This is a genomic window from Bacillus sp. UMB0728 (assembly GCF_002858875.1).
Taxonomy (GTDB): domain Bacteria; phylum Bacillota; class Bacilli; order Bacillales; family Cytobacillaceae; genus Bacillus_AB; species Bacillus_AB infantis.
The window spans coordinates 702,061-723,106 of sequence record NZ_PKLA01000002.1 but is presented as its reverse complement, the minus strand read 5'-3'; the positions used below and the strand labels follow the sequence as shown (position 1 = coordinate 723,106).

Annotated in this window: 14 protein-coding genes and 1 pseudogene; 2 read left to right on the top strand and 13 right to left on the bottom strand. The window is 42.2% G+C overall.

Annotation, left to right across the window (positions count from 1 at the left end; genetic code table 11):
* Positions 1-6: 6 nt before the first annotated feature.
* Both CYJ37_RS09180 and CYJ37_RS09175 read right to left on the bottom strand, forming a co-directional pair.
* Positions 7-1,119, bottom strand: a complete 1,113-nt coding sequence (locus CYJ37_RS09180) for a DegT/DnrJ/EryC1/StrS family aminotransferase (protein ID WP_101549306.1) — start codon at positions 1,117-1,119, stop codon at positions 7-9.
* 193 nt (positions 1,120-1,312) lie between these two features.
* Positions 1,313-2,371, bottom strand: a complete 1,059-nt coding sequence (locus CYJ37_RS09175) for a glycosyltransferase family 4 protein (RefSeq protein ID WP_142385246.1) — start codon at positions 2,369-2,371, stop codon at positions 1,313-1,315.
* A 346-nt stretch (positions 2,372-2,717) separates the two neighbouring features.
* Between CYJ37_RS09175 and secA2 the strand changes: the two genes are divergently transcribed.
* On the top strand, positions 2,718-5,072 hold the full coding sequence (gene secA2 / locus CYJ37_RS09170) for an accessory Sec system translocase SecA2 (protein WP_101549305.1): 2,355 nt from the start codon (positions 2,718-2,720) through the stop codon (positions 5,070-5,072).
* 27 nt (positions 5,073-5,099) lie between these two features.
* Positions 5,100-5,996, top strand: coding sequence for an accessory Sec system S-layer assembly protein (locus CYJ37_RS09165; protein WP_101549303.1), 897 nt, complete (start codon positions 5,100-5,102; stop codon positions 5,994-5,996).
* Between the two features lie 50 nt (positions 5,997-6,046).
* On the opposite strand, the gene CYJ37_RS09160 is transcribed toward CYJ37_RS09165, so the two are convergent.
* From CYJ37_RS09160 to CYJ37_RS09110, 11 genes and pseudogenes are all read right to left on the bottom strand, one after another.
* Positions 6,047-7,273, bottom strand: coding sequence for a DUF4367 domain-containing protein (locus tag CYJ37_RS09160; protein ID WP_101549300.1), 1,227 nt, complete (start codon positions 7,271-7,273; stop codon positions 6,047-6,049).
* The gene (locus tag CYJ37_RS09155) at positions 7,233-7,790 is read right to left on the bottom strand and encodes a sigma-70 family RNA polymerase sigma factor (RefSeq protein ID WP_101549295.1); all 558 of its coding nucleotides are present in this window, start codon (positions 7,788-7,790) and stop codon (positions 7,233-7,235) included. The genes CYJ37_RS09160 and CYJ37_RS09155 overlap by 41 nt, the downstream gene beginning before the upstream one ends.
* A gap of 149 nt (positions 7,791-7,939) precedes the next feature.
* The gene (locus tag CYJ37_RS09150) at positions 7,940-9,487 is read right to left on the bottom strand and encodes a hypothetical protein (RefSeq protein WP_101549293.1); all 1,548 of its coding nucleotides are present in this window, start codon (positions 9,485-9,487) and stop codon (positions 7,940-7,942) included.
* Between the two features lie 52 nt (positions 9,488-9,539).
* Positions 9,540-10,259 carry a C40 family peptidase gene (locus CYJ37_RS09145; protein WP_101549291.1) on the bottom strand — a complete coding sequence of 240 codons (720 nt, stop codon included), beginning with the start codon at positions 10,257-10,259 and terminating at the stop codon, positions 9,540-9,542.
* 156 nt (positions 10,260-10,415) lie between these two features.
* Positions 10,416-11,621: a CAP-associated domain-containing protein gene (locus tag CYJ37_RS09140; RefSeq protein WP_101549289.1), complete on the bottom strand. Its 1,206-nt coding sequence runs from the start codon at positions 11,619-11,621 to the stop codon at positions 10,416-10,418.
* A 183-nt stretch (positions 11,622-11,804) separates the two neighbouring features.
* On the bottom strand, positions 11,805-12,221 hold the full coding sequence (locus tag CYJ37_RS09135) for a hypothetical protein (protein ID WP_180827290.1): 417 nt from the start codon (positions 12,219-12,221) through the stop codon (positions 11,805-11,807).
* Positions 12,222-12,394: 173 nt separating this feature from the next.
* Positions 12,395-14,872, bottom strand: a complete 2,478-nt coding sequence (locus CYJ37_RS09130; RefSeq protein WP_101549287.1) for a phosphodiester glycosidase family protein — start codon at positions 14,870-14,872, stop codon at positions 12,395-12,397.
* Between the two features lie 151 nt (positions 14,873-15,023).
* Positions 15,024-15,938 (bottom strand): anthrax toxin lethal factor-related metalloendopeptidase, encoded by a 915-nt coding sequence (locus CYJ37_RS27910; RefSeq protein WP_308302649.1) that lies wholly within the window; start codon positions 15,936-15,938, stop codon positions 15,024-15,026.
* Between the two features lie 93 nt (positions 15,939-16,031).
* Positions 16,032-16,286, bottom strand: a pseudogene (locus tag CYJ37_RS27710) (hypothetical protein); the annotation flags it as partial.
* Positions 16,287-16,906: 620 nt separating this feature from the next.
* Positions 16,907-17,470 carry a transposase gene (locus CYJ37_RS09115; RefSeq protein ID WP_101549283.1) on the bottom strand — a complete coding sequence of 188 codons (564 nt, stop codon included), beginning with the start codon at positions 17,468-17,470 and terminating at the stop codon, positions 16,907-16,909.
* Positions 17,471-17,527: 57 nt separating this feature from the next.
* Positions 17,528-21,019 (bottom strand): S8 family peptidase, encoded by a 3,492-nt coding sequence (locus CYJ37_RS09110; protein WP_101549281.1) that lies wholly within the window; start codon positions 21,017-21,019, stop codon positions 17,528-17,530.
* Between the last annotated feature and the right edge of the window lie 27 nt (positions 21,020-21,046).

Genomic DNA, 21,046 nt, shown 5'->3' with positions numbered 1-21,046 from the left:
TATATATTATTTGTTGAAGAATTGAGCAATCTTTTCTACTACATATTCCTGCTGCTCCGGTTTCAGTTCAGGGAACATCGGCAGTGAAAGTGCTTCAGCTGCTGCCTTCTCGGAAATAGGAAGGTCCCCTTCTTTATAGCCAAGGTTTTGGAACACAGGCTGGACATGCAGCGGCAGCGGGTAATAAATCATTGTTGCCACCCCTTCATCCTTCAAGAAAGACTGCAGTTCATCACGCTTTTCCACCCGGATTGTGTACTGGTGGAATACATGGTAATTGCCTTCCTTCTCAACTGGAGTCGCCACAAGATCTCCAAGTCTTTCATTCAGGAGCTTAGTGTAATAAGCGGCTCTTTCCCTTCTCATTTCACTCCAGTCATTCAAGTGAGGGAATTTCACATTCAGCACTGCAGCCTGGAGTTCATCAAGACGGCTGTTATAGCCAAGAACATGATGGTAGTATTTAGGCTTGCTTCCATGAACACGGATAACCCTGCAGCTTTCAGCAATCTCATCATCATTTGTTACAATCATGCCTGCATCGCCATAGGCGCCAAGGTTTTTTGTCGGGAAGAAACTGTATGTTGCGGCTGTACCAAGCTCACCAACAGTCTTTCCATTATGTTTGGCACCAATTGCCTGGGCAGCATCTTCAATAACAGCAAGGCCATGCTTATCTGCGATTTCACGAATGCGTTCCATATCGGCCATTTGCCCATAAAGATGGACAGGAATGATAGCCTTTGTTTTATCTGTGATAGCTTCTTCGATTTTTACAGGATCAATATTGAAAGTAACCGGGTCAATATCAACATAGACCGGCTTCCCTCCTGCTCGTACGATCGCTCCGCCTGTAGCAAAGAATGTGAAAGGAGTTGTAATAACCTCATCCCCGTCCTTTACACCTGCAGCCTGCAGTGAAATATGTATGGCATCACTTCCATTACCGCATCCGATACCATGGGCAACATTGCTATATTCTGCTACATCTTTTTCGAGTTTTTTCACATTATCGCCAAGGATGAATCGGGAAGAGCTCATTACTTCATCGAGAACCTTCAGCATTTCATCTCTTAAGCCTTGGTATTGTTCACTTAGATCCAGCATAGGGATTTTCATAAAAGAATTCCTCCATTTTTGCGTTTGAGATAGATTTTTATTTTATCACAATGGAAGGCGAAATTAGACATAATTCGATATCCATTTATGACAAATTAAGAAAAAGAGCAAAGGCAATTGGTCAGGGAGCATATCTTAAAGCTTTTTTTCCTTATAAAAAGCCGTTTGCGGGTCGTCCACAAACGGCCTATACTTATTGTCTGCCAGTAACTTTACGGTATATCTTGATCACAGGCTTATACCTTTCGTGCACAAGACCGATTGTTTCTGCCAGTATTTCTGTTATAAGCAGCAGTCCAAAGATGATCAATAAACTGCCCCATAGAGTTTGTGTTGTGAATAGTATGGCACTTACGCTAAAAAGAATACCAAATGCGTAAATAGTCAGGACCGTTGTACGGTGTGACAAACCCAGCGCCAGCAGCCTGTGATGCAAATGAGACTTATCCGGCGAGGAGATCGGCCTTTTATTGACAATTCTTCTTAATATTGCATAAGCTGTATCGAAAATGGGAACACCTAAAATGATGATCGGGACAATGAAACTGAATAGAGTTACACTTTTATACAGCCCGAGCAGGGACAGGATGGATATGGAATACCCCAGGAACAAAGCCCCTGTATCCCCCATAAAAATCTTGGCCGGATGGAAGTTATGGAACAGAAATCCAAGTGTGCTCGCAAGCAGGATCAGGGACATCATCAATATCATCGGCTTCCCTGCGATTCCAGCAAGGAGGGCAATTGTCGCAATGACAATTGACGATATACCGGCAGATAATCCATCAAGCCCATCAATTAAATTAATGGCATTAGTGATGGCCACAATCCAAATCACTGTAATCGGATAGGTCCAGAAGCTCAGATCATATGTGCCGATAAAAGGAATCGTCAATAGGTCGATCGTCAGTCCGCTTCCCACCACGGCAGCTGCTGCAAGCAATTGGCCTGCAAGCTTGTATTTGGCTGAAAGCTCATATTTATCATCCAGGATTCCCACAACGATAATGATGATGGCACCAACTGAAATTCCAGTTATCTTCTCGTTATGAAGGCCACCGACGAAGTAGCCTGCAAGAACCCCGATGAATATGGCGAGCCCTCCAAGACGCGGCATGATTCTGGAGTGGACTTTTCTCTGATTCGGTTTATCGACCGCCCCAATCATATGTGCAAATTTTATTACCAGCGGCGTAATCAATATTGAAACAGCAAAAGCAGCTATAAAAGCGGCTATATATTTAATATCCAAATGAATCCACCTTTTTAGAAGATTTATATGGTGCCTTTAATTCAATCAGAATCATCGTATCACATTTTATAAAGAATTCAATTATTTTCATTATCCTAAATATTCCGACGAGGCACTATTCCTTCTTTCTCTCTCATTATCACCCCAAACAGCCCTAAAGTCTCTATAAAATTTCGACCTCAAATGGAAATTCCCTCTAATATAGACGACTAAACAAACAAAAAGTTACAATCTCATAGATTATAAGATATTATGTCAAAAATTAACTGAGGAATTGCCATAAAAATATATTATACTACATAATATGGTATAATTTAGCTAGAAATAAAGCTTAGGAGAGAGCAACATGATTTCATTAATGAAAAGGATATTTAATGAAGATTCCGCTGAACTCAAACGTCTATATAAACATGTGACTAATATAAACGGGCTTGAGAAAAAAATCAAAGCGCTGTCTGACAAAGAATTGAAAGAATCGACATCCTACCTCAAAGAAAAGCTCGCCGGCGGTGCGACTGTCGAAGACATAAAAGAAGAGGCTTTTGCCATCGTGCGGGAAGCTGCCAAACGGGTACTGGGGTTAAGGCACTATGAAGTCCAGCTCCTTGGCGGGCTCGTCATGCTTGAAGGCGGCATCGCCCAAATGCAGACCGGCGAAGGAAAAACTCTTGTAGCCACCCTTCCAAGTTATTTGAAGGCACTGGAAGGCAAAGGCGTGCATGTCATCACTGCCAATGAATACCTTGCCAAAAGGGACTTCGAGCAAATGGGCAAGGTATTTTCATTCCTTGGTCTGGAAGCAGGCCTGAATATTTCGCAAATCAGCGAGCAGGAAAAGCGACAGGCATATGAAGCGGATATTACCTATGGTACCGGAACAGAATTCGGGTTTGACTTCCTCCGGGATAATATGGTCTCCAACATAGAAGAGAAAGTGCAGCGTCCCCTTCACTATGCAATTGTGGATGAGATCGACAGCATCCTGATTGATGAAGCACGGACCCCGCTTATCATTGCAAGTAAATCTGATATAGCAACAGAGCTATTTTACATTACCTCTGAAGTCGTTAAAGACTTTAAAGCAGGTGTAGAGTATGACTTTTATCCTGAAACAAAGCAGATCAACCTTACAGATGAAGGGGCCACAGCCTTCGAGAAGGCATTTGGCCTGGAAAATCTGTATGATGCAGAACACCGTGAACTTCTGCATAACATTATGCAGTCCCTCCGTGCCCATGTTGTCATGAGAAAAGATGTCGACTATATAGTCAAAGGAGACGATATTCTCCTTGTTGACCAGTTCACAGGCCGCATCATGGAAGGCAGGACATTCAGCGACGGCCTTCACCAGGCCATCGAGGCAAAGGAAGGCGTAACCGTAAAGGAAGAAAACCAGACACAGGCATCAATAACTGTCCAGAACTATTTCAGGATGTATGCAACACTTTCCGGCATGACAGGCAGTGCCTTGCCTGCTAAGAAAGAGTTTTTTGAAACTTATTACCTTAAAGTTGTAGCGATACCGACCAATATGCCTAATGCCCGGATAGATCAAGATCCCCTCGTTTATGCAGATTACCGGTCCAAGGCAGCAAAGATCGTTTCTGAAGTGGACAGGCTCAATAAGCTGGGACGGCCTGTTTTAATCGGTACAACATCGATTGAGCAATCTGAAAAGCTGTCTAACCATTTGGCTGAAGCCGGGATTCCACATCGGATCCTGAATGCGAAAACAGAAGAAGATGAAGCAAAAATCATATCTAAAGCCGGTCAGGAAAAGCAGGTGATGCTGTCCACCAATATGGCCGGGCGCGGAACCGACATCCTTCTCGAAGAAACTGTGAAGGAGCTAGGCGGCCTGCATATTATTGGGACAGAGCTGCATGAAAGTGCACGGATAGATATGCAGCTAAGGGGAAGATCCGGACGTCAGGGCGATCCCGGCTCCACTCAATTCATCATTTCCCTTGAGGACGACATTTTCAACAGCTATGACAAAGAAGAATACGATAAATGGAAAAAGAAGATCAAGACGGACAGCAGCGGCCTGGTCATCGCGCCGAATCCAGTTAAGTTTGTAAATAAGGTTCAGGAAACAGTAGAGAGTTCACACTTCTCAGCTCGGAATCACTTATTAAAGCTGGATGACGTTGTAGACCAGCAGCGCAAGATCATCTACAAAAAGCGGAATTATATACTGGAAGCAAGCAGCTTTAATGAAACACTGAAAGAATCTCTGAAAAAGCATTTAGAAAGGCTGGTTGACCAGTACTGCCCTGAGAGCCAGCTGCCGGAAGATTGGGCCATCGGCGGCCTGTATGAAGAGCTGGCCTTGATTCTGGGAGAAATCCCTTTCCCGGAAAACTCACTGGAAGGACTGGAGAAGAAAGAGATTCAAGCCAAGCTTGACGAGCTGTTTAAAGAGTATATTAAGGTTTTGGATTCACTGGAAGAGAATGCAGAATTCCAGAATCAGATCAAACTCATGATGCTTCAGACCCTGGACCGTTCCTGGGTTGTTCATATGGAGCTTATGGTTCAAATGCGTGAAGGCATCAATATCCGCGGCTACGGCCAGGAAGATCCGTACAGGCTTTATGAAATGGAAGGCTTCGATGAATTTATGCACTTCCTCGCAGAACTTGATGCAAAGTACAGCAGGCAGGCTCAATATTATATCAGGCAATTTCTTGAAGAATAGAATTTCAACAACAGGGAGGAGACGATTATGGGATTATTCAGCAAGAAAAAGAAACATACAGAACAAACGCCAGATGTTGTCCCTGCTATAGGCGGGCAAGGCGTAGATCAAGCCCCTGATTCCGAAGAAACGGGCATAAAAACGGAATTATCCTACCATCCGGAATGGGAGCTCACTCCCCAGGAAAAGTATGTGTTCCAATTTAATCACCAAAAGCTGCCCGGGCTTCAGCCCAACCAGCTTTCAATCAACGGGATCAATCTTTATGAATATGAAGACGGGTTCGTCGTTACAGCTTTTTTGCAGAGCACACTTCCCAAGCCGGTTTCTTTTGAGATCATGGATTTGGTCATTGTAGATGAAGAAGGCAATCCGCTGGCCCGGAAAAGCTTTGAAATGGATTTATTCGGAGAACTGCCTCCACAGACCTGCAGACCGTGGAGATTCCTTTTCAATAATGAAGACAAACTAGCAGAGGACATTCCTGCTAAAGGCTGGAAGCTCGTTTTTGAACTGAAGCAAAAGTCACTTGCCGGCCTTGAACTTGATCTTGAAGAAAGCTGGAAAGAGTCGCTTGGTGAAGAACAAAAGAATAAATTGCAGGAGTTCGTCAAGAATCTTCCTCCTTTGAAGGAGGGTGAAGTGAACTTTATGGGCCTTGAGGCAAGGCAATCCGAAAACAGAAGCATCCCAGTGACCCTGCTGGTCCGTAATGCAAGCAACCGAAGCATCTTCCTTGAGCACCTCCCGCTTGCACTCGAAGATGCTTCAAACGAAATTGTTGCACAGGCAGGCTTTGCACTCAATAATCTTGAAGTGAAACCTCATACATGCAAACCATGGACATTTGTATTCCCTGAAGAAGCGATCAAAAAAGAGCAGATTGACCTCAGCAAATGGAAGGCATATGTACCGAATCAATAAAAAAAGTCATTTCCCCTGGCGGGAAATGACTTTTTTTATTGGCTGTGGGGTCAGACACCTCCTGCTTCTAAAGTTTCAATAGAGGTGATCATCCAGCTTCCGTTCTTGTACTCCAGGTAAGCCACAAAATCTTTGGTACCATGCAGATCGCTTTCATGGAATTGAGTCAGCTTATATTTCTCGTCGCTTACTTTCTCCACCTCGTAAGGAAGGCCGGGCTGGAACATGAGTGGCCCCTCTGTTGCAACTATATATAGACCATCATTCTTCTCTTCAAATAGATAACCAAAATGATACTCTGCAGCTCCTCTTTCAGATACACCATCAAACTCTGCAAGCAAATCGTCCATAGACTCATACTGCAGCTTATAAGCCGTATTGTCTACACTACTATTTGAATAGATCTTGTCGAGTACGGATGATAAGTCCTTAAATAGATTCACAACATCTGGCCCATTTTCAGGAGTATCCTTCGGCTGCTGTTCCGAAGATTCTTTCTTAGGGGCTTCGACAGCCTTTATTTCCTTTTCTGCAGTGTCTTTCTCTTGTTCATTGCTTTCCTGAGCAGCGGCCTTGCTATGATCCTCATTCTGGGTTTTATTCGGCGGCTCACTCGTATTAGGTTTTTCTATGTTTTTATCAGGGATCAAAGGATCAAACCCTTTTTGCTCTAAAATGGAGGCAGTAATTTTAAGCATTTCTTCCTTAGAAAGATTGCCTTCCTGTTCTACTGCCTGATAAAATCCCTCATCTTCCCATAGGATAAGTGAATGTTTATCAGTAAATTGATAGAAAGTCCCTGTCAGGCCGCTGGCAAGCTGGATTTCCTCAGTAACAGCCTTTTTATCTTTAACAGGATGCTTTTTTTGCATTTTATAAGCAAAAAACTCTGCCTTATTTAAGCTATTTTCATAAACATGTTCATAAAGTTCATCATCACCAGCATGTACATGCTTATGAATGAATGATTCGGGAATATATTTTGGCGGCACCAAAACGGGCTTTTTCTCTTCTGCTGCCTGCTGTTTTATATGAGCAGAATCAGTAGAAGGACTACCAGTGCCGTCTGAAATATAAGCAAAAATCCCTGCCGCCGATGCCACCGCGAAAGCTCCGCTTAAAAATATAGGGACCATCCTCTTTACTGGTGCCTGTTTATTTCTTTTACGGGTCGTTATTTCGTTTAACACTGTTCTCTTCATCTCATTTGTGAATTCGAATCCTTCTAACTCGCTTTCAAGCATTTGACTTTTGATCCTGCTCATTTCCTTTTCCATAAAAGTAGTCCTCCCCCCTGTCCTCAACGATATTTTTCAACAGCTTTTTCCCCTTGAGCATGCGGGATTTAACTGTATTTAAATTCAAGTCGCAGACTTCGCTGATTTCTTTCTGAGACAGCTCCCTGAAAAAGTAAAGGAATATGACCTCCCGATATTTAACAGGCAGCCTGAAAACAGCATCAACAAGCTCATTCCGTTCAGCTTCTTGGATATATTCGTTTTCAGCTCCTGATTGGCTCGATGTGAAAAATGAGGATATATAATCAGTCACATGAATTTTGCGGTTATACCAGCTTTTTAAGTAATCTTTGCAATGATTGACTGCCACCCTGTACATCCAAGTCTCCAAAGCTGATTCTTCTTTAAAGGAATCAAGCTTTTCATAACATTTTATAAATATCTCCTGTGCCAAATCCTCTGCTGTCTGCCTGTTTCGCACATAGGAGTAGGCAAGGTGAAGGACCTCTGTGCCATAGCGGTTCATCAGATCAGTAATGATCTCTTTTTTATTCACTTTTCTCCCCCTCCCGTAATAATTTACAGGAATATCAATACTTTGTTTATTTTACAAATTTTAGACGATCTTAAGGGAAGAAAAGTTTAAAAAGATTGTGGTAATTATAACCAGAAGGCCTGTCTTATTGAAAGACAGGCCTTTAAGTCTTATTTTAAATTAAATGAAGCAATGTATCCAACTTTGTTGGTCCCCTGGATCTGGACTTTGTACCATGCAAAAAGATTGAGGTTGTTCTTGATATCTTCAAACGTGCCGTCCAGGATAATGACCTTCGTCCCAGCCGGGAGAGGATCATCCTTACCGTCAGTGGAAGGCTGCTGCCTAAGGTACCCTCCGGTGGATAATGTCACTACATCTCCAGCCTTGTACAGCTCTGTCGATTTTGTTTTGCTGACAGTCTGGTAAAGCATCTTTCCTTTGAAATCCATTAAACCGTTTGGATAAGTGATAGATAGCTGTGCCTCAGGTATAAGGGAAGGATAAACCTGCCCGTATCTCCCCATGTTCTCAAACACTTTTTCCTGATAAGTCTGGCCGGCAGCACGCGCGGGATCATTGGTGAATGATAGGCCGTTATATGCCAATATAGCAAAATACCAGTTTTCCAAAATATCTTTTTCGTTGCCATTAATGATAGGAGTCCGGCTGCCGCCGTAGTCCCATTTTGACAGTAATATTTCAGTACCCTTTTCAATATTGTATAAAGTGTCATATTGCAAGCGTTGGAGATTATATTCGCTGTCACCTTCTCCCAATGTTACCTGCATGATCCCGATACCGCCGTCCAGTGACACAAAGGGACTGCCATCGTCGTTAAACTGCCGGAAGTCTTGATTCTCCGTAATGGCTATCGCTTTTAACACCTCTGGCGGAATACCATGCTTTCTAGCTTCGGCTGTTAGGGCCTTTTTTATATCCTGGACAGACAACTCTACCTTTTCAGGTACATCAGTATCTCCCAAGCTATATTTCTTACCCAGCTCGTTGAATCTTAATTTCAAATTTTCACGGTGCGCATCAGGTTTTACTGACGGAAGGAGCAGTTTGACGTCATTAAAGTATTCCAAGGCACTTGCCCTGTCGCCAGCTGCAAGAGCAGCTTCCATTTCATCTAGTTCCATTTTGACAGTAATGGCATTCTTAATGCTGTTGCGGACTGTTTCAGCGCTGTTTTTGTAGTTGTTTCTGATCAGATCCCTCGTCGACTGTCCATAGACACGGTCGAGTAGAACTCCTTGTTTCCTTATCTCAGCAGATAAGGAATGATAGGCAGCTTCAAGTTCATCATTTACTTTGTTTGTTTTTATAAGAGCAGAGAGTTGAATTTTCTTCTCGGTTATTTTCTCACCAGCTGTAATGGCATCAATATAATGCATAGCTCTTTTAATATGAACTTCTGATTCATTTTTAAGGGTAGTTTCTAATAATGCTGCATTCGCAGGCTTGCTTGAATTAATCATTGCTAAAGCCTTTGCGTTAGCGTCCTTAGCATCATTATACTGCTTCCATGGCCTTGTCTTGCCATCCCCGGACCCTTCAATTGAAATAGCCCATTTCAGCACGGTGGCCTTGTTTTTTGCATCAGTCATATAAGCGTTTAAGTTTGACGCTCCCAGGGTATTTTTTGGAATAAGAGAAAATGCCATCAATAACACTAGCATTCCAGCTATCAGCTTTTGCACTCTATTATTCAAAAGTAGTCTCCTCCTCAAAATAAAAGCCTCCAAACAAGGAGGCATGAAATTTTTATAGTTCGTAGTAATCAATATGCTCCGGCATATTGGTAATGTACATGCTGCTTCCGAGTCCATATTGGCCTCCGTACATTGTATCGTAAACGTAAACGCGGTACTTTTCACCCGGCTTCAGAATCCTGACCATCTCTAGTTTATTGCTGCTGTTTCTCTTCCATAGATTAATAGGTTTCTTGATTTCCACTATGCCGATTTGGCCGCTCTTAACAGCAAGTCCGCGGAAATTCCCATCAGCATGAAGGGAAGCTGCTTTAGGAGCCTCCTGGACGTATCTTTTCGCACCCAGATATCTGCTCTTCCAGTAGTAAGGATCTTCAATACTGCTGATTGAAATTCCTTTGGTGGCATCAGCATGGATAAACTGGCTGTCACCAATATATATACCTGAGTGGGATGGACCTGGTTTATATGTTTCAAAGAAAACAGCATCCCCCGGCTGCAAATCGCTTTTTTCAACAGGTGTGCCTGCAGAAAACTGATCTGAAGAAATCCTAGGAAGATCGACATTATATTGGCTGTATACATATCTTAAGAATCCGGAACAGTCAAAGCCTGAAGTTGTTGCCCCTCCATAAACATAAGGAATTCCTATTAAATTTTTGCTGTAGCTCACAATATCTTCGTTTAAACTGGATGCTTGTGCAGTTGCCGCCCCTGCAAAAATAGGCAAAACCAAACTTGCAGATAAAACTAATTTCGCTAATCTTCTCATATGTACCCCCAAAATGATAAAAATGCTGTCAATTTTTATCTCTCTGAAGGTAATTTTACCTTATTTTCTGTAATTTTCTTATTTCATTTATATTAAAAAAGCCCTCTAATATTTCATTTATATTACAAATGAATAGAATTAGAGGGTTCTTTTTCTCTATTTTGGAGTGAAGTAGTTTTGTGAATAGTAAGGAAGTCCTTCTTTATCCGTGAAAGCAACGCCAACCCCTAGGTTTCTCCATTTTGGATCAAGAATATTTTTTCTGTGCCCCAGAGAATTCAATAAAGCTTCATGTGCAAATATACTGCTATAATATCCCATTGCTATATTTTCCCCTGCAGCCGAATAGCGCACGCCTTCTTTTGTCATTCTCGTAAAAGGGGTTTCTCCCCGAAGGTTATTATGGGCAAAAAAATTATGCTCCGCCATATCCTGGCTGTGCTTGCGCGCAGAACGATCAGCAAGCGTATCTCTAGTCACAGCTCCAAAGCCGTTCCTTACACGTATGCTATTGGTTAAATCAAACATGGTGCGTTCGAAAGCAAGCTGCAGGCTGACCGTAGGAGGACCGAAGAATCCTGTCTTTCTTTCTTCCATTTCCTGTTTCAGCATCTGGACTGCAGTTACCTTTCCTGCATTATGGACATCGTAAAATACTGTAGCTATGTTTCCTTTGATAGCAAAATAATCTTTCTCTGCAGTTTGTTCCAAATTGTAGCGGGTATATCCCTTAACAATATAGCTGATGGGACTTCCCAGACTATCCCTCGTATCAGCCTTCGAAGTGCCAATTGTAATACCTGAGCCGCTCTTTAGCTGTCCGGAATTAGTATAAAACCCTTCAACCTTATTAGATTTATCATAGGAAATGAGGATAAAGTTTTTATAGTTTTGGTGATACACATACCACAGAGAACTATATTCATTGAGCTGCCTGTCCTTTTCCCTGCCTAATAGCCTTTCAACATCAGCCTTGGGAGTGCCGATCGTTATTCCGCATACCGAAAAAACAGAAGCATCTTGGCAATTCAGCAGACTTAACTTGGCCTTTGAAGGAGTCTGGTAAAGGACACTGCTGTCCTTCTTAACAAATAACCCTCCTCCTAAACCATAATAGCCATTTTTGTAAGAGTAGACCCGATACTCTGCATCTTTTAAAAGCAATTTTGCCGGTTTTATGCTGCTGCTTAAAGTATAGCTTTGTACATTCTTTAAAATGGTCACTTTCCCGATTTGGCCCTGTTTCAGTTCAGTCTTTCCCCACATGACTCTATCAGGACAGCTTTCACTGGCAGAGGCTTGGAACTGGAACCCGAAAAAAGCGCAGGCGAATAAGGCAGCCACGATTACTAGCCTTTTCAAATTAATCCCCCTATCATTTTTCTTTTTCTATAGACATCTTTTTGCTTATTGAAACATAACAATCACAGATTGTTCACTCAAGCGGCAAAAGTATGAACTTTCACAATGGAAGAAAACTATAACAAAAGACCTGACCCGGCTGAAGATAGTATCCTCAGCCATCAGGTCAGGCCCCTTTTTTACTTATGAGAAATCCGGCCAGTTCTTTTGATAAAGATCACCCTTAATTTGTTCAAGGGTTCTGTATCTGAACGGCATCATATCGCCAGAGTCCTTGTCCACATATTCCAGCGCAAGTTCCAGTGGGATAAGGTTAAATTGATCCTTTACTTCTGACAGGAAAAAGGCATCCTGTATTTTACCGCTCTTTTTAGAATCAATTAACAGAAATGCCGGGTAAAATGTGCCGTCTTTAGCTTCCAATATCGCTTTGGCGCTCAGGAACCCTTTCGGCTCTTTCTCAATGTTATCATTCGCTGTTTTATCCAAAGCCTTTTGAGCCCAGACCTGGCGCTTATAGCCTCCAATGATTTTGGGAGGTTCCTTCTCAAACTGCTTCCTGATTTCATCAATGTTATTTTGGCTTGGTCTTAATGACATTCTTTTCCCTCCAAAGAAAAAGGGTTCTGTAAATTAATATCTAATATAAAAAAATATTATCGCTTGTAATAGAGTACCATAACCCCTTATACAAATCAAACCAATGAAAAAAGGGGTCAGACCCCTACTTTAGACCCACAAGTCACCTGGGGTGCTAAGTAAGGGGCCAGACCCTATTTGTATACTGCCTGAATCTGGTCTATATAGATAATTCCACCATTTTTATTAGAATCACTGACCTCCATGTAGCGTACTGGTGTGTCAATTGACAGCGGGAGTGCCAAACCTTGGGGAACCGCTGCTTCGACATACTTCCAGCCCGTCCAGTTTAGATCTTTAGTAAAATCAAGCTGGATTTCTTTATTCTTTCCGTCCTTCAGCTGCATTCTCAGCCAATGTCCCTTGCCATCGCCGTAAACCCACATTCCAATTTTCTTTGGATATCCCTTTATCTGGATTGGCTTGGCGGCATCAATATATGCACCTGAAGTTCCGGATGTACCATTAAAGTCATAAGCAAGCTTTGCAGCGTATTTTCCTGTCTTGCTTTGTGCGGCAGAGGACTCTGCACTCACACTTTTATAACGGGCACCAGAGGCTTTATAATTTCCAAACCCTGCTTCAAAGCCTTCAAGCAGGATTGGCTCAGGAGTGCCGACTGTCACATTGATTTTAGCTGTTAATTTTCCATGGCTAACGGTAATGATCCCAGACCCATTTGTATTTCCTGCCTTAAACTCTCCATTTGTTATTGTTCCAATATTAGGTGACACGCTCCATTTAAAAGCAGAAGGGTCTGTCAGTACAGCCTTGCCCTTGTATATACCCTGAGGCATTATTTTGTACGAGTTATTTTTTTCAACAATTATATCTTTCTCCTGAACTAGCAGCTGGTCCAGAGTATTGATGATCTTGACTTTAACTTTTCCGGAGACCCCTCCAGCGGTCACAGTCATTTCGCTGCTGGCAGTATTCCCCAATGCTGTATAGCTGCCATCAGCATTCTTCCTTAATGCCGGCGAAGTGAATGCCACTGGCTGTGGTACCGGAACAGCATTATAAAAGCGGTCCATTCCTTTAATAGTAAGACCCATATTGCTATGAGTATAATTCGCACCAGCAAACAGTGTAACTTCACCAGGTGATAGAATCAGCTGGTTGAGAGGGCCGTTTAAATATTTGCTGATAAACAGCAATGAATTAGAAACCGATCTTTCCCTGCCATCTGAAGGTTTGTTCTGAATCGTCACCTGGCTGTCTCCATATTCCCTGGAAACGAGAGTGGAAGAACCCCCTCCATCAAAAGTGAACGCATTGACAGCTCCTAAATCTTTCATTAGCGCTGCCACTTCCGACAGGCTTAGACCTACACTTTGTGAAGTACGACCATCAATAACTGCAGTAACGATGCTTCCATCTGCTTTAATGCCGATAGCAGATCTTGGATGAACGCCTGCAACGGTTTGCGGGATAACCTTTCCGTTTCTTACAAGATGATATCTTCCGCTGATGGCCTCTTCAACCTGGTTCCACTCAGCTGAATCGAATACCGCGCTTACCTCTACCTTATCTCCTGCCTTTATTGTCTGCAGGTATTGGCTGGCAAGATGATGCCCGGAAAGAATAAATTCTCCCTCATTCAGTTTCTGGTCCCCTGCACCCTGTATAACTTTTGTGACGGTACCAGTCAATACGCTATGCCCGTTCAGCTGCCCTGAATCAATTTTCACCACTGCTTCTGTTCCAAGTTCATTGGTTTTCGTAGAACTTGCAAAGAAAGGTGTATACAGGACAAGGTTGTTGGCAAGCCTCTTTCTATTTACAGAGTTAATGGTATATGGAGACCCGCCATTAATTTGGACCGATAACTTCAGGTCAGGGCTCCCGATCAAAGGCTTGCTGTCCTTGGTAACTCCAAATACAGCCAATTGAAGGAGCGGCGTCTGGCTTGTCGTTACAATATTTCCCTTATGTATCATCAGATCCACAGGGTGGCCATTGCTGTCAAAATAATCACCATTGATCCCTGCGACTACATGATTGTCCGGAGCCTGATTTCTGTTAGCCTGCTTGGAGACCTGTTCAAAACCAAACAGCTGATCGTTAGCCAAGGCTGTTTCCATTGCAATTTTTTCTGTTTTTCCATCATATTCAACTGCGTAGATCTTCTGTTTTCCGCGATTACTGTCAACAGCCAGTTCTGTCTGTGTAACTCCAGGTGCCAATGTTTTGGAGTTTTGGCTGGTGACCTTGCCAATTGACAGTTTTGTCACAGGCGCTGGAGCATTGCCTCCGCCTTCGGCTGCTTCAAGCTCAGCCAGTTTTCTTTTGGAAGGTGTCCGATAGTCGACATATCCTGCCATTTTCGTAATATAATATCCCCCGCCCAGTCCATACTGGCCTCCAAAGAGATTATCATACCTGTAGACCCGGTACTGCTCCCCAGGCTTTAATACTCTTTCATAAACGAGCTTATCTCCAACACGTTTCCAGAGATTAATAGGCTTTATGACTTTTATCTTTCCTATTTGCCCCTTTACCATAAGCAATCCGTCCCAATATACTTTATTGGTGCTTGCCTCGGCAGGCGAATGAATTCCCATAATCAGTGCAGCAGCTACAACTACATTTACAAACCATTTTTTCCGCATTATTCCTCTCCTTTTAAATATTACATTATCATTATATGACAAAATACCAACCATTTGGACATAAACTTCCAATTATCCCCTCTTATCCTACTAAAGTAGGGGTCAGACCCCAAAAAAACGGCACCCTGGAAGGGTGCCGTTTTTTGGGGCTTCATTGCCACTTCATGCTTCTTATAAACTCATAAGTTCTTGGTGCTTTCTTTTTTAGAAGTTTGTTGGAGCTTTCGTCCAGATAATACATAGCAAAGGATTCAGCAAAAAATTCTTCTGCATAACCCGTGTAATAGTTTTCTTTAGGAAAAAGGTTTTCCTTTTCATTCTCCCATATGGACGTAAATACTTTACCGGATGATATCTGGTTTTTTACAATGCTATCCAAGGAATGAGCCAGTTCGTGAAGTTCAAGGTTAATCGATCCATGGCCGGCTCCTCTATGGCTGTAGCCGATTCTTATAGCAACGGTTTTAGTTCCCCCTATACCAGGTATGTCGTCCCAGGTTTTATTGGTTCCTTCCCACCCCCGGGGTGTGATGCCTCTCAAATAGGCGAATTCACTGGTGTCTGTAATAGGTCCATTTGTTAAAAGAATAGAGATTTTATTCAGGTATACTTGCTGAAGTAGAGGTACAGGCAATGTCTCCAGGCGCTGAAGGATTTCATCTGCCTCTCCTTTGTCGTAGCTTCCCTGCGGCAGAGAAACTATCTGCCTGATGAGACAAGAGCTTTCGCATCCAAGCAGCATCCTCTTTTCCGCCGACGGTGTTTCATATTTAACTCTTTCCGGTATGTTTGTGATGTAAAGATTGCCTCCAAGGCCAAACTGGCCGCCATAAGCCGAATCCATCCGGTACACTCTATACCGTTCGCCCTTCTTTAGTATCCTTACAAAAACAAGCCCGCTTTCAGATCTCTTCCACAAATTTATAGGTTCATTAACTGTCACTCTGCCAATCTGCCCCTTTTTTAACTCCATTCCATCCCATAGTACCGACGCGGAAGCATTTGAATCAGGAGAAACACAAAGCAGAAGTGCTAGAAATGCAAATGCAGCAATGAATTTTTTCATAATGATTTCTCCCTTCCTTTAAGTTCAATATTAATCTGTTTGCTGCTAAAAAGAAAGGGTCAGACCCCTACTAAAGTAGGGGTCTGACCCCACCTAATTCAACAATTTCTTAGAAGGTGTTTCGTACTTGATATGGTCCTTCATGTTAGTAACATAGTAGCCTGCTCCGACACCGTACTGGCCGCCGTATTTGGAATCATACGAATAGACTCTGTATACTTCTCCAGGTTTAAGAATGCGTACAAACTTAAGGGTTTCCCCTTCCCTTTTCCATAGATTGATGCTTTCATTGATTTTCAGTCTTCCAATTTGTCCGCTTTTAAGCTCCATTCCATCCCAATAAACCACTTTGCCCCGTTGCTTTTTTAAGCTTATTAATTCCTCATATAGCGGACTTCCGTACTCTAAAGCCGGCTGATCAGTCAAAATCGGTCCAACGTTTTCAGCATAGTGTCTGTATGTTCCTTCACTGTCCTTTGTAACCACAACATTTGTGAAAGTTCCAGCCCGCGTTTTTACTGTTTTTCCAATCTCGATTATCTTAACAGTTAGTGGGATGCCATTATAGTCTTCCTTCCATGTCTGTCCCAAAAAAATCGGATATTTTAATTCTTGAAAGGAAAATCTAGTGTCTACATTTTCAGCATATAGCCCATTCTCATCTTCTCTGTACATAATTTCAGATTCGTGATCTCCGCCATAAGAGTAAATATTCTTCCAATACGCCTTATTCCCATCCTGGCTTAAGAAGGTCTGTTTGCTTCGGCCTTCATAATAGACATATTCATAGATCCGGCTTTTATCAGGCATAAAAGACGGCCCCTTTTTGTTGTCAGCATGAGCATTGCTGCAGTTTAAAATATAGGCAAATAATAGGATAGGAATGATAAGGACATATTTTCTCACTTTTTTCTCCTCCAGATATATAGATTACTACTAATCTATTCCCTTCATGGAAGATTTATACTTTAATTTTCTTCAATTTCTTCATTTACTTTATTTTCTTTATCAACGAAAAGCAGGTAGTTTTCTAAAGAAGGATTAGGAAAATAGGAGAGGATTTTGTTGGTGGTTAGAATGGGGGAAGTGGAGTTATCTTTATAATAATGCAAGCTGCTCCATAGCGGATTATTGCTGTTTTCAATTAAATTGGCTTCCAAGGGATTCCTGTGTATATATTTGCTTGCCTCTAAGAAATAGGTTAACGAATCAATCAGTTTTCCAGTATATCGGCTTTCAAAAACATGCCCTGACACTTGGTGCCGAAATTTATAATAGATAGCATAACGGGTGTGGAGAAGCTTGATAATCTTTGAGGGAGAGTGTGAGCCTGTTTCCAATAGCAAATGTATGTGATTCGTCATAAGGCAATATGAATGGATTTTACAAGGGTATCTATCTATTACTTTTTCTAGTTGATTTAAGTAAACTTTCCTGTCCTGCTCATCATAAAACAAAGGATGCTTTCTAACGCCCCTGCTAATTATATGATAGGTTGCCCCAGGGAACCAGACTCTTGGTTTTCTCGCCATGTTTTCACCTCAAATGAGGGTCTGACCCCTACTTTAGTAGGGGTCAGACCCTATTTATTATTTTATATTCACTTTCAGATTATACGGTGTAAGAGTCGCATTTCCAAATGTGTCACGCACTTTAATGTGGTAGGTGCCTTTTTTGAGATTGAACGCCATTACTTCTGTATCTCCGGCTGCATAGTGATCGGCTGCAGCCAGCAGTTTCCCGTTCCTGTATAAGGATATAACACCGTCAGCTTCCATGCCTGTGACAAACTCCAGTGTGCCTGAAGCATCTTTATCAAGCTTCAGCTCATACCAGTCCTCATCGCCATACGGTACACCTGCATTTAAGTAGCCGGCTGCTTCCCAGGCTTTGTCGCTTTTCTTTTTGAGAGGAAGCGGCTTGGAAGGGATGTTGCCTTTGACGACCGATCCTTTATCTTCATCGGCTTTATTTACGGGTGCCAATGTAAGCTTATAAGGATTTAAAGAAAGCGGGAGGACTCCCTCGAAATATGCAGAAGCAAGAATGATATAGCTTTTCCCCTTTTCGGCTTTAAAGGAGCCATAAGTGGTCCCATTCATTGAACCTTTTTCAAGGTATTGTGATCTCGCATATTCCTCATCGTCCAGTTTTCTATCCTTGTTTACATCCTCAATTACAGCCATATATCCAAAGTAGCTGCCAAACAGCTGTTTAGGGTATTTTGCTTTTAGCGCTTCCGAAGCAGTTTTCATTTCCATGGTCATAGCATAGATATCCGTTTTCTTTGGTTCAAAATAAAAGATATCCTGATCATTAGGCATGGAAAAATTGGCTTCGAATGCAGCAGATGGGAGGTCCTTAATATTTTCCAATTCATTGTTATTCTCATATTTGTCACCAGTATTAGAGACTAATAGCTTTGAATTAAACTGGTAGGGGTCAAAAGAAACTGAACCCGCCATATAATCTGTTGCTGCTTTTAGATAATATGTTTCACCTTTTTCCATTCCGGTATAAAGCTTTCCTTCCAATTTCCCCGGGTACCAGCTGTAATCCATATTGGTGCCGATCCAGCTTAGATAAGAATGCTCCTTGCCTTCCTTATCTTTATCAGTCTTAATTTGATAGATCTCCACTAGGGGCAGATTTGATTTATCATCAAAATTGAATTCATAGATGCCGGTTTCCTCCGGTGTGATACTATACCAGTCTTCATCTTCCATTGATTGAAGATAACCTGTTACAGCCTGTCCAATTCCTGAAGGCAATGCTCCGTCTTTGATAGTTTGCACATAATCAAACTCTTCGTCAGGGCTGTATTCCTCAAAAATAACTTCTCTTTGGGATTCTAATGTCCCGCCCATATCTACTCCATCAGGCGGAAGCATTGGAAGGCCATCTTCATCAGGAGGAAGTACTTTCCCCTCTACTTTTATATTATAGGGAGTCAATGAAAATTCCGGTTTTTGTTCTTCATCCATCATTTCTTCATTCATAATAAAATCATAGATGCCGAAATAATTGACCGCCTCATTGGAAGCTTTCACTTTATATTCCATGTCTGGCCTTGCAATAAAGGATAAAGTTTCTCCCTCACTTTTTCCTTTATTATTTGAATAATAAACAGGTTCCCCTTCTTCCTGACTCTTTGCTATTTCCTTCTTTAAGGATTCCTGTTCTTCTTTAGACATACCCTCTAGATCAATCATGTCTTTTCCAATTTCATAAACGCCGATACTCGTATCGACTCCAGGGATAGCAGAGAGGCTGATTCTCACAAGCTGCTCTTCTTCAACAGAAAAAGAGTAAAAATCATCATCCTTCTCTTCGCCTGTTGCCATCAGTGTGTAATTTTTACCTTTTGAATCATATGGGAGCTGAATATCAATTGGCATTTCACTTGAAGACTCATCTTTGGGCAATTCTTTAAGTTTTTTCACATTCAAATTATAATTTGATAATCTTTTTCCTGAGTCATCATAGCTTCCGTTTACATCCTTTACACCAAATGAAAGTGTGCCGGAATGCGGTATATCGATAAATTTGCCCTCCTTCTTTCCTTCCCTCACCTTATTAACGTCCAGTTTCAATTTTCCCTCGGGAGAATTTAAGTAGATCATAAGCTTATAATCGTATTGGGAGGAGCCATCCAATTCAAACTGGATTTTGTCACCTATTCTCACGTCCGTTTGAAGCCACTTCTCTTCAAATGGTTTTGTAAAAGTGCCAGTAAATGCTGTATTGCCATTCAGCTCCACATTTTCGGCTTTTTCTAATATTTCTTTCTCACTCCAGGTTTTACTGGACAAATCAGGTATTTTCTTCATATCGTACTGCAGTGCCCGAACAGGGTTTATCAACCCATTCCCATATTTTACATCAAACCCTTTATCGCCCAGATCATCTGCTGTATGTTCCAACACATATTCAACCTGCGAAGGGGTTAGATCGGGATATTTGGATAAGAGCAGGGAAACTGTTCCTGCTACCATAGGGGAGGCCATTGATGTACCGCTCATTTTAGTGAAGGTGGACTTTTTCTCATAATCATATAAGGTGCTGTATACCTCGTCACCGGGTGCTACTACATCTACTGAAGGGCCAAAGGTAGAGAAGTCCGAGAGAGTCTTTTTGCTGTTGACAGAGCCTACGCTTATAACTCCCTCGTACGCCGCAGGATAGCTCAAAGTGTCATCTCCAGTGTTTCCAGCAGCAGCTACAACGGTTACATTCTTTTCTAAAGCTTTATTTACAGCTTCTTCAATAACGGGAGATTTCATTGGTCCCCCCAGGCTCATATTAATAACCTTGGCTCCCTTTTCAACTGCATGCAGAATACCCTGGGCAATGGCAAAATCACTCGCTCCCCAGCCTCGGTCAAATACATCAATGGGCAGTATTTTGGCATTTGGATTAATACCGTAGCCTCCAATGCCATTATCTTTGGCTCCTGCAATGATGCCGGAAACATGGGTGCCATGGTAGTCGGGGCTTCCCTGGTTCATTGGATTTACTGTATTATATCCCGGCAGGAGTTTCCCTTTTAATTCAGGGTGGTTCATGTCCGTTCCCTGATCTATTACAGCAACAGTCACCGGTTTATTTCCTGCCAGCTTCTGGGCTTCCGCTGCTTTCAGCTGGCCCAGATGATATTGTTCATTTACCTTAGGATCTGTTATGGCAAGCGGCTTATATAAAGCGCTTGGATTAACGGATTCAACTTGCTTAAAGCTGCTGTACTTATTCATGGCTTTATTGAGGTTCTTTTTATCTTTTACTTTTACGACAGCATAATTCAGTCCTGGAATTATCTTTACAAGAGTTCCTCCTGCAGCCCGGTGTTCAGTAGCGGTTAGCGGTTTCGAGTATTTAATGAGGATCGTATCTTCACTCAAAGCTGCTTGTTTCGTTTGTTCAAGCTTTTTTTGCAGCAACGGCGATTCTGCCTTGTAAGCAGCGACCTCCGCCTTTAAATTTAAGTCTGCATCAGCGTAAGCACTATTTGCTGATGCAAATGGGCCCGCTGCAAGTACTAAACCTGCTGCTAGTGATATAGCCTGATTTTTTATTTTTTTCATCGAACTCCCCCTTTTTTAAGCACTAAT

Bases quoted from the DNA above. Each gene is read 5' to 3' on its own strand.
- CYJ37_RS09180 (WP_101549306.1), bottom strand. From the start codon at position 1,119: ATGAAAATCCCTATGCTGGATCTAAGTGAACAATACCAAGGCTTAAGA.
- secA2 (WP_101549305.1), top strand. From the start codon at position 2,718: ATGATTTCATTAATGAAAAGGATATTTAATGAAGATTCCGCTGAACTC.
- CYJ37_RS09165 (WP_101549303.1), top strand. From the start codon at position 5,100: ATGGGATTATTCAGCAAGAAAAAGAAACATACAGAACAAACGCCAGAT.
- CYJ37_RS09160 (WP_101549300.1), bottom strand. From the start codon at position 7,273: ATGGAAAAGGAAATGAGCAGGATCAAAAGTCAAATGCTTGAAAGCGAG.
- CYJ37_RS09145 (WP_101549291.1), bottom strand. From the start codon at position 10,259: ATGAGAAGATTAGCGAAATTAGTTTTATCTGCAAGTTTGGTTTTGCCT.
- CYJ37_RS09135 (WP_180827290.1), bottom strand. From the start codon at position 12,221: ATGTCATTAAGACCAAGCCAAAATAACATTGATGAAATCAGGAAGCAG.
- CYJ37_RS09130 (WP_101549287.1), bottom strand. From the start codon at position 14,872: ATGCGGAAAAAATGGTTTGTAAATGTAGTTGTAGCTGCTGCACTGATT.
- CYJ37_RS27910 (WP_308302649.1), bottom strand. From the start codon at position 15,938: ATGAAAAAATTCATTGCTGCATTTGCATTTCTAGCACTTCTGCTTTGT.
- CYJ37_RS09115 (WP_101549283.1), bottom strand. From the start codon at position 17,470: ATGGCGAGAAAACCAAGAGTCTGGTTCCCTGGGGCAACCTATCATATA.
- CYJ37_RS09110 (WP_101549281.1), bottom strand. From the start codon at position 21,019: ATGAAAAAAATAAAAAATCAGGCTATATCACTAGCAGCAGGTTTAGTA.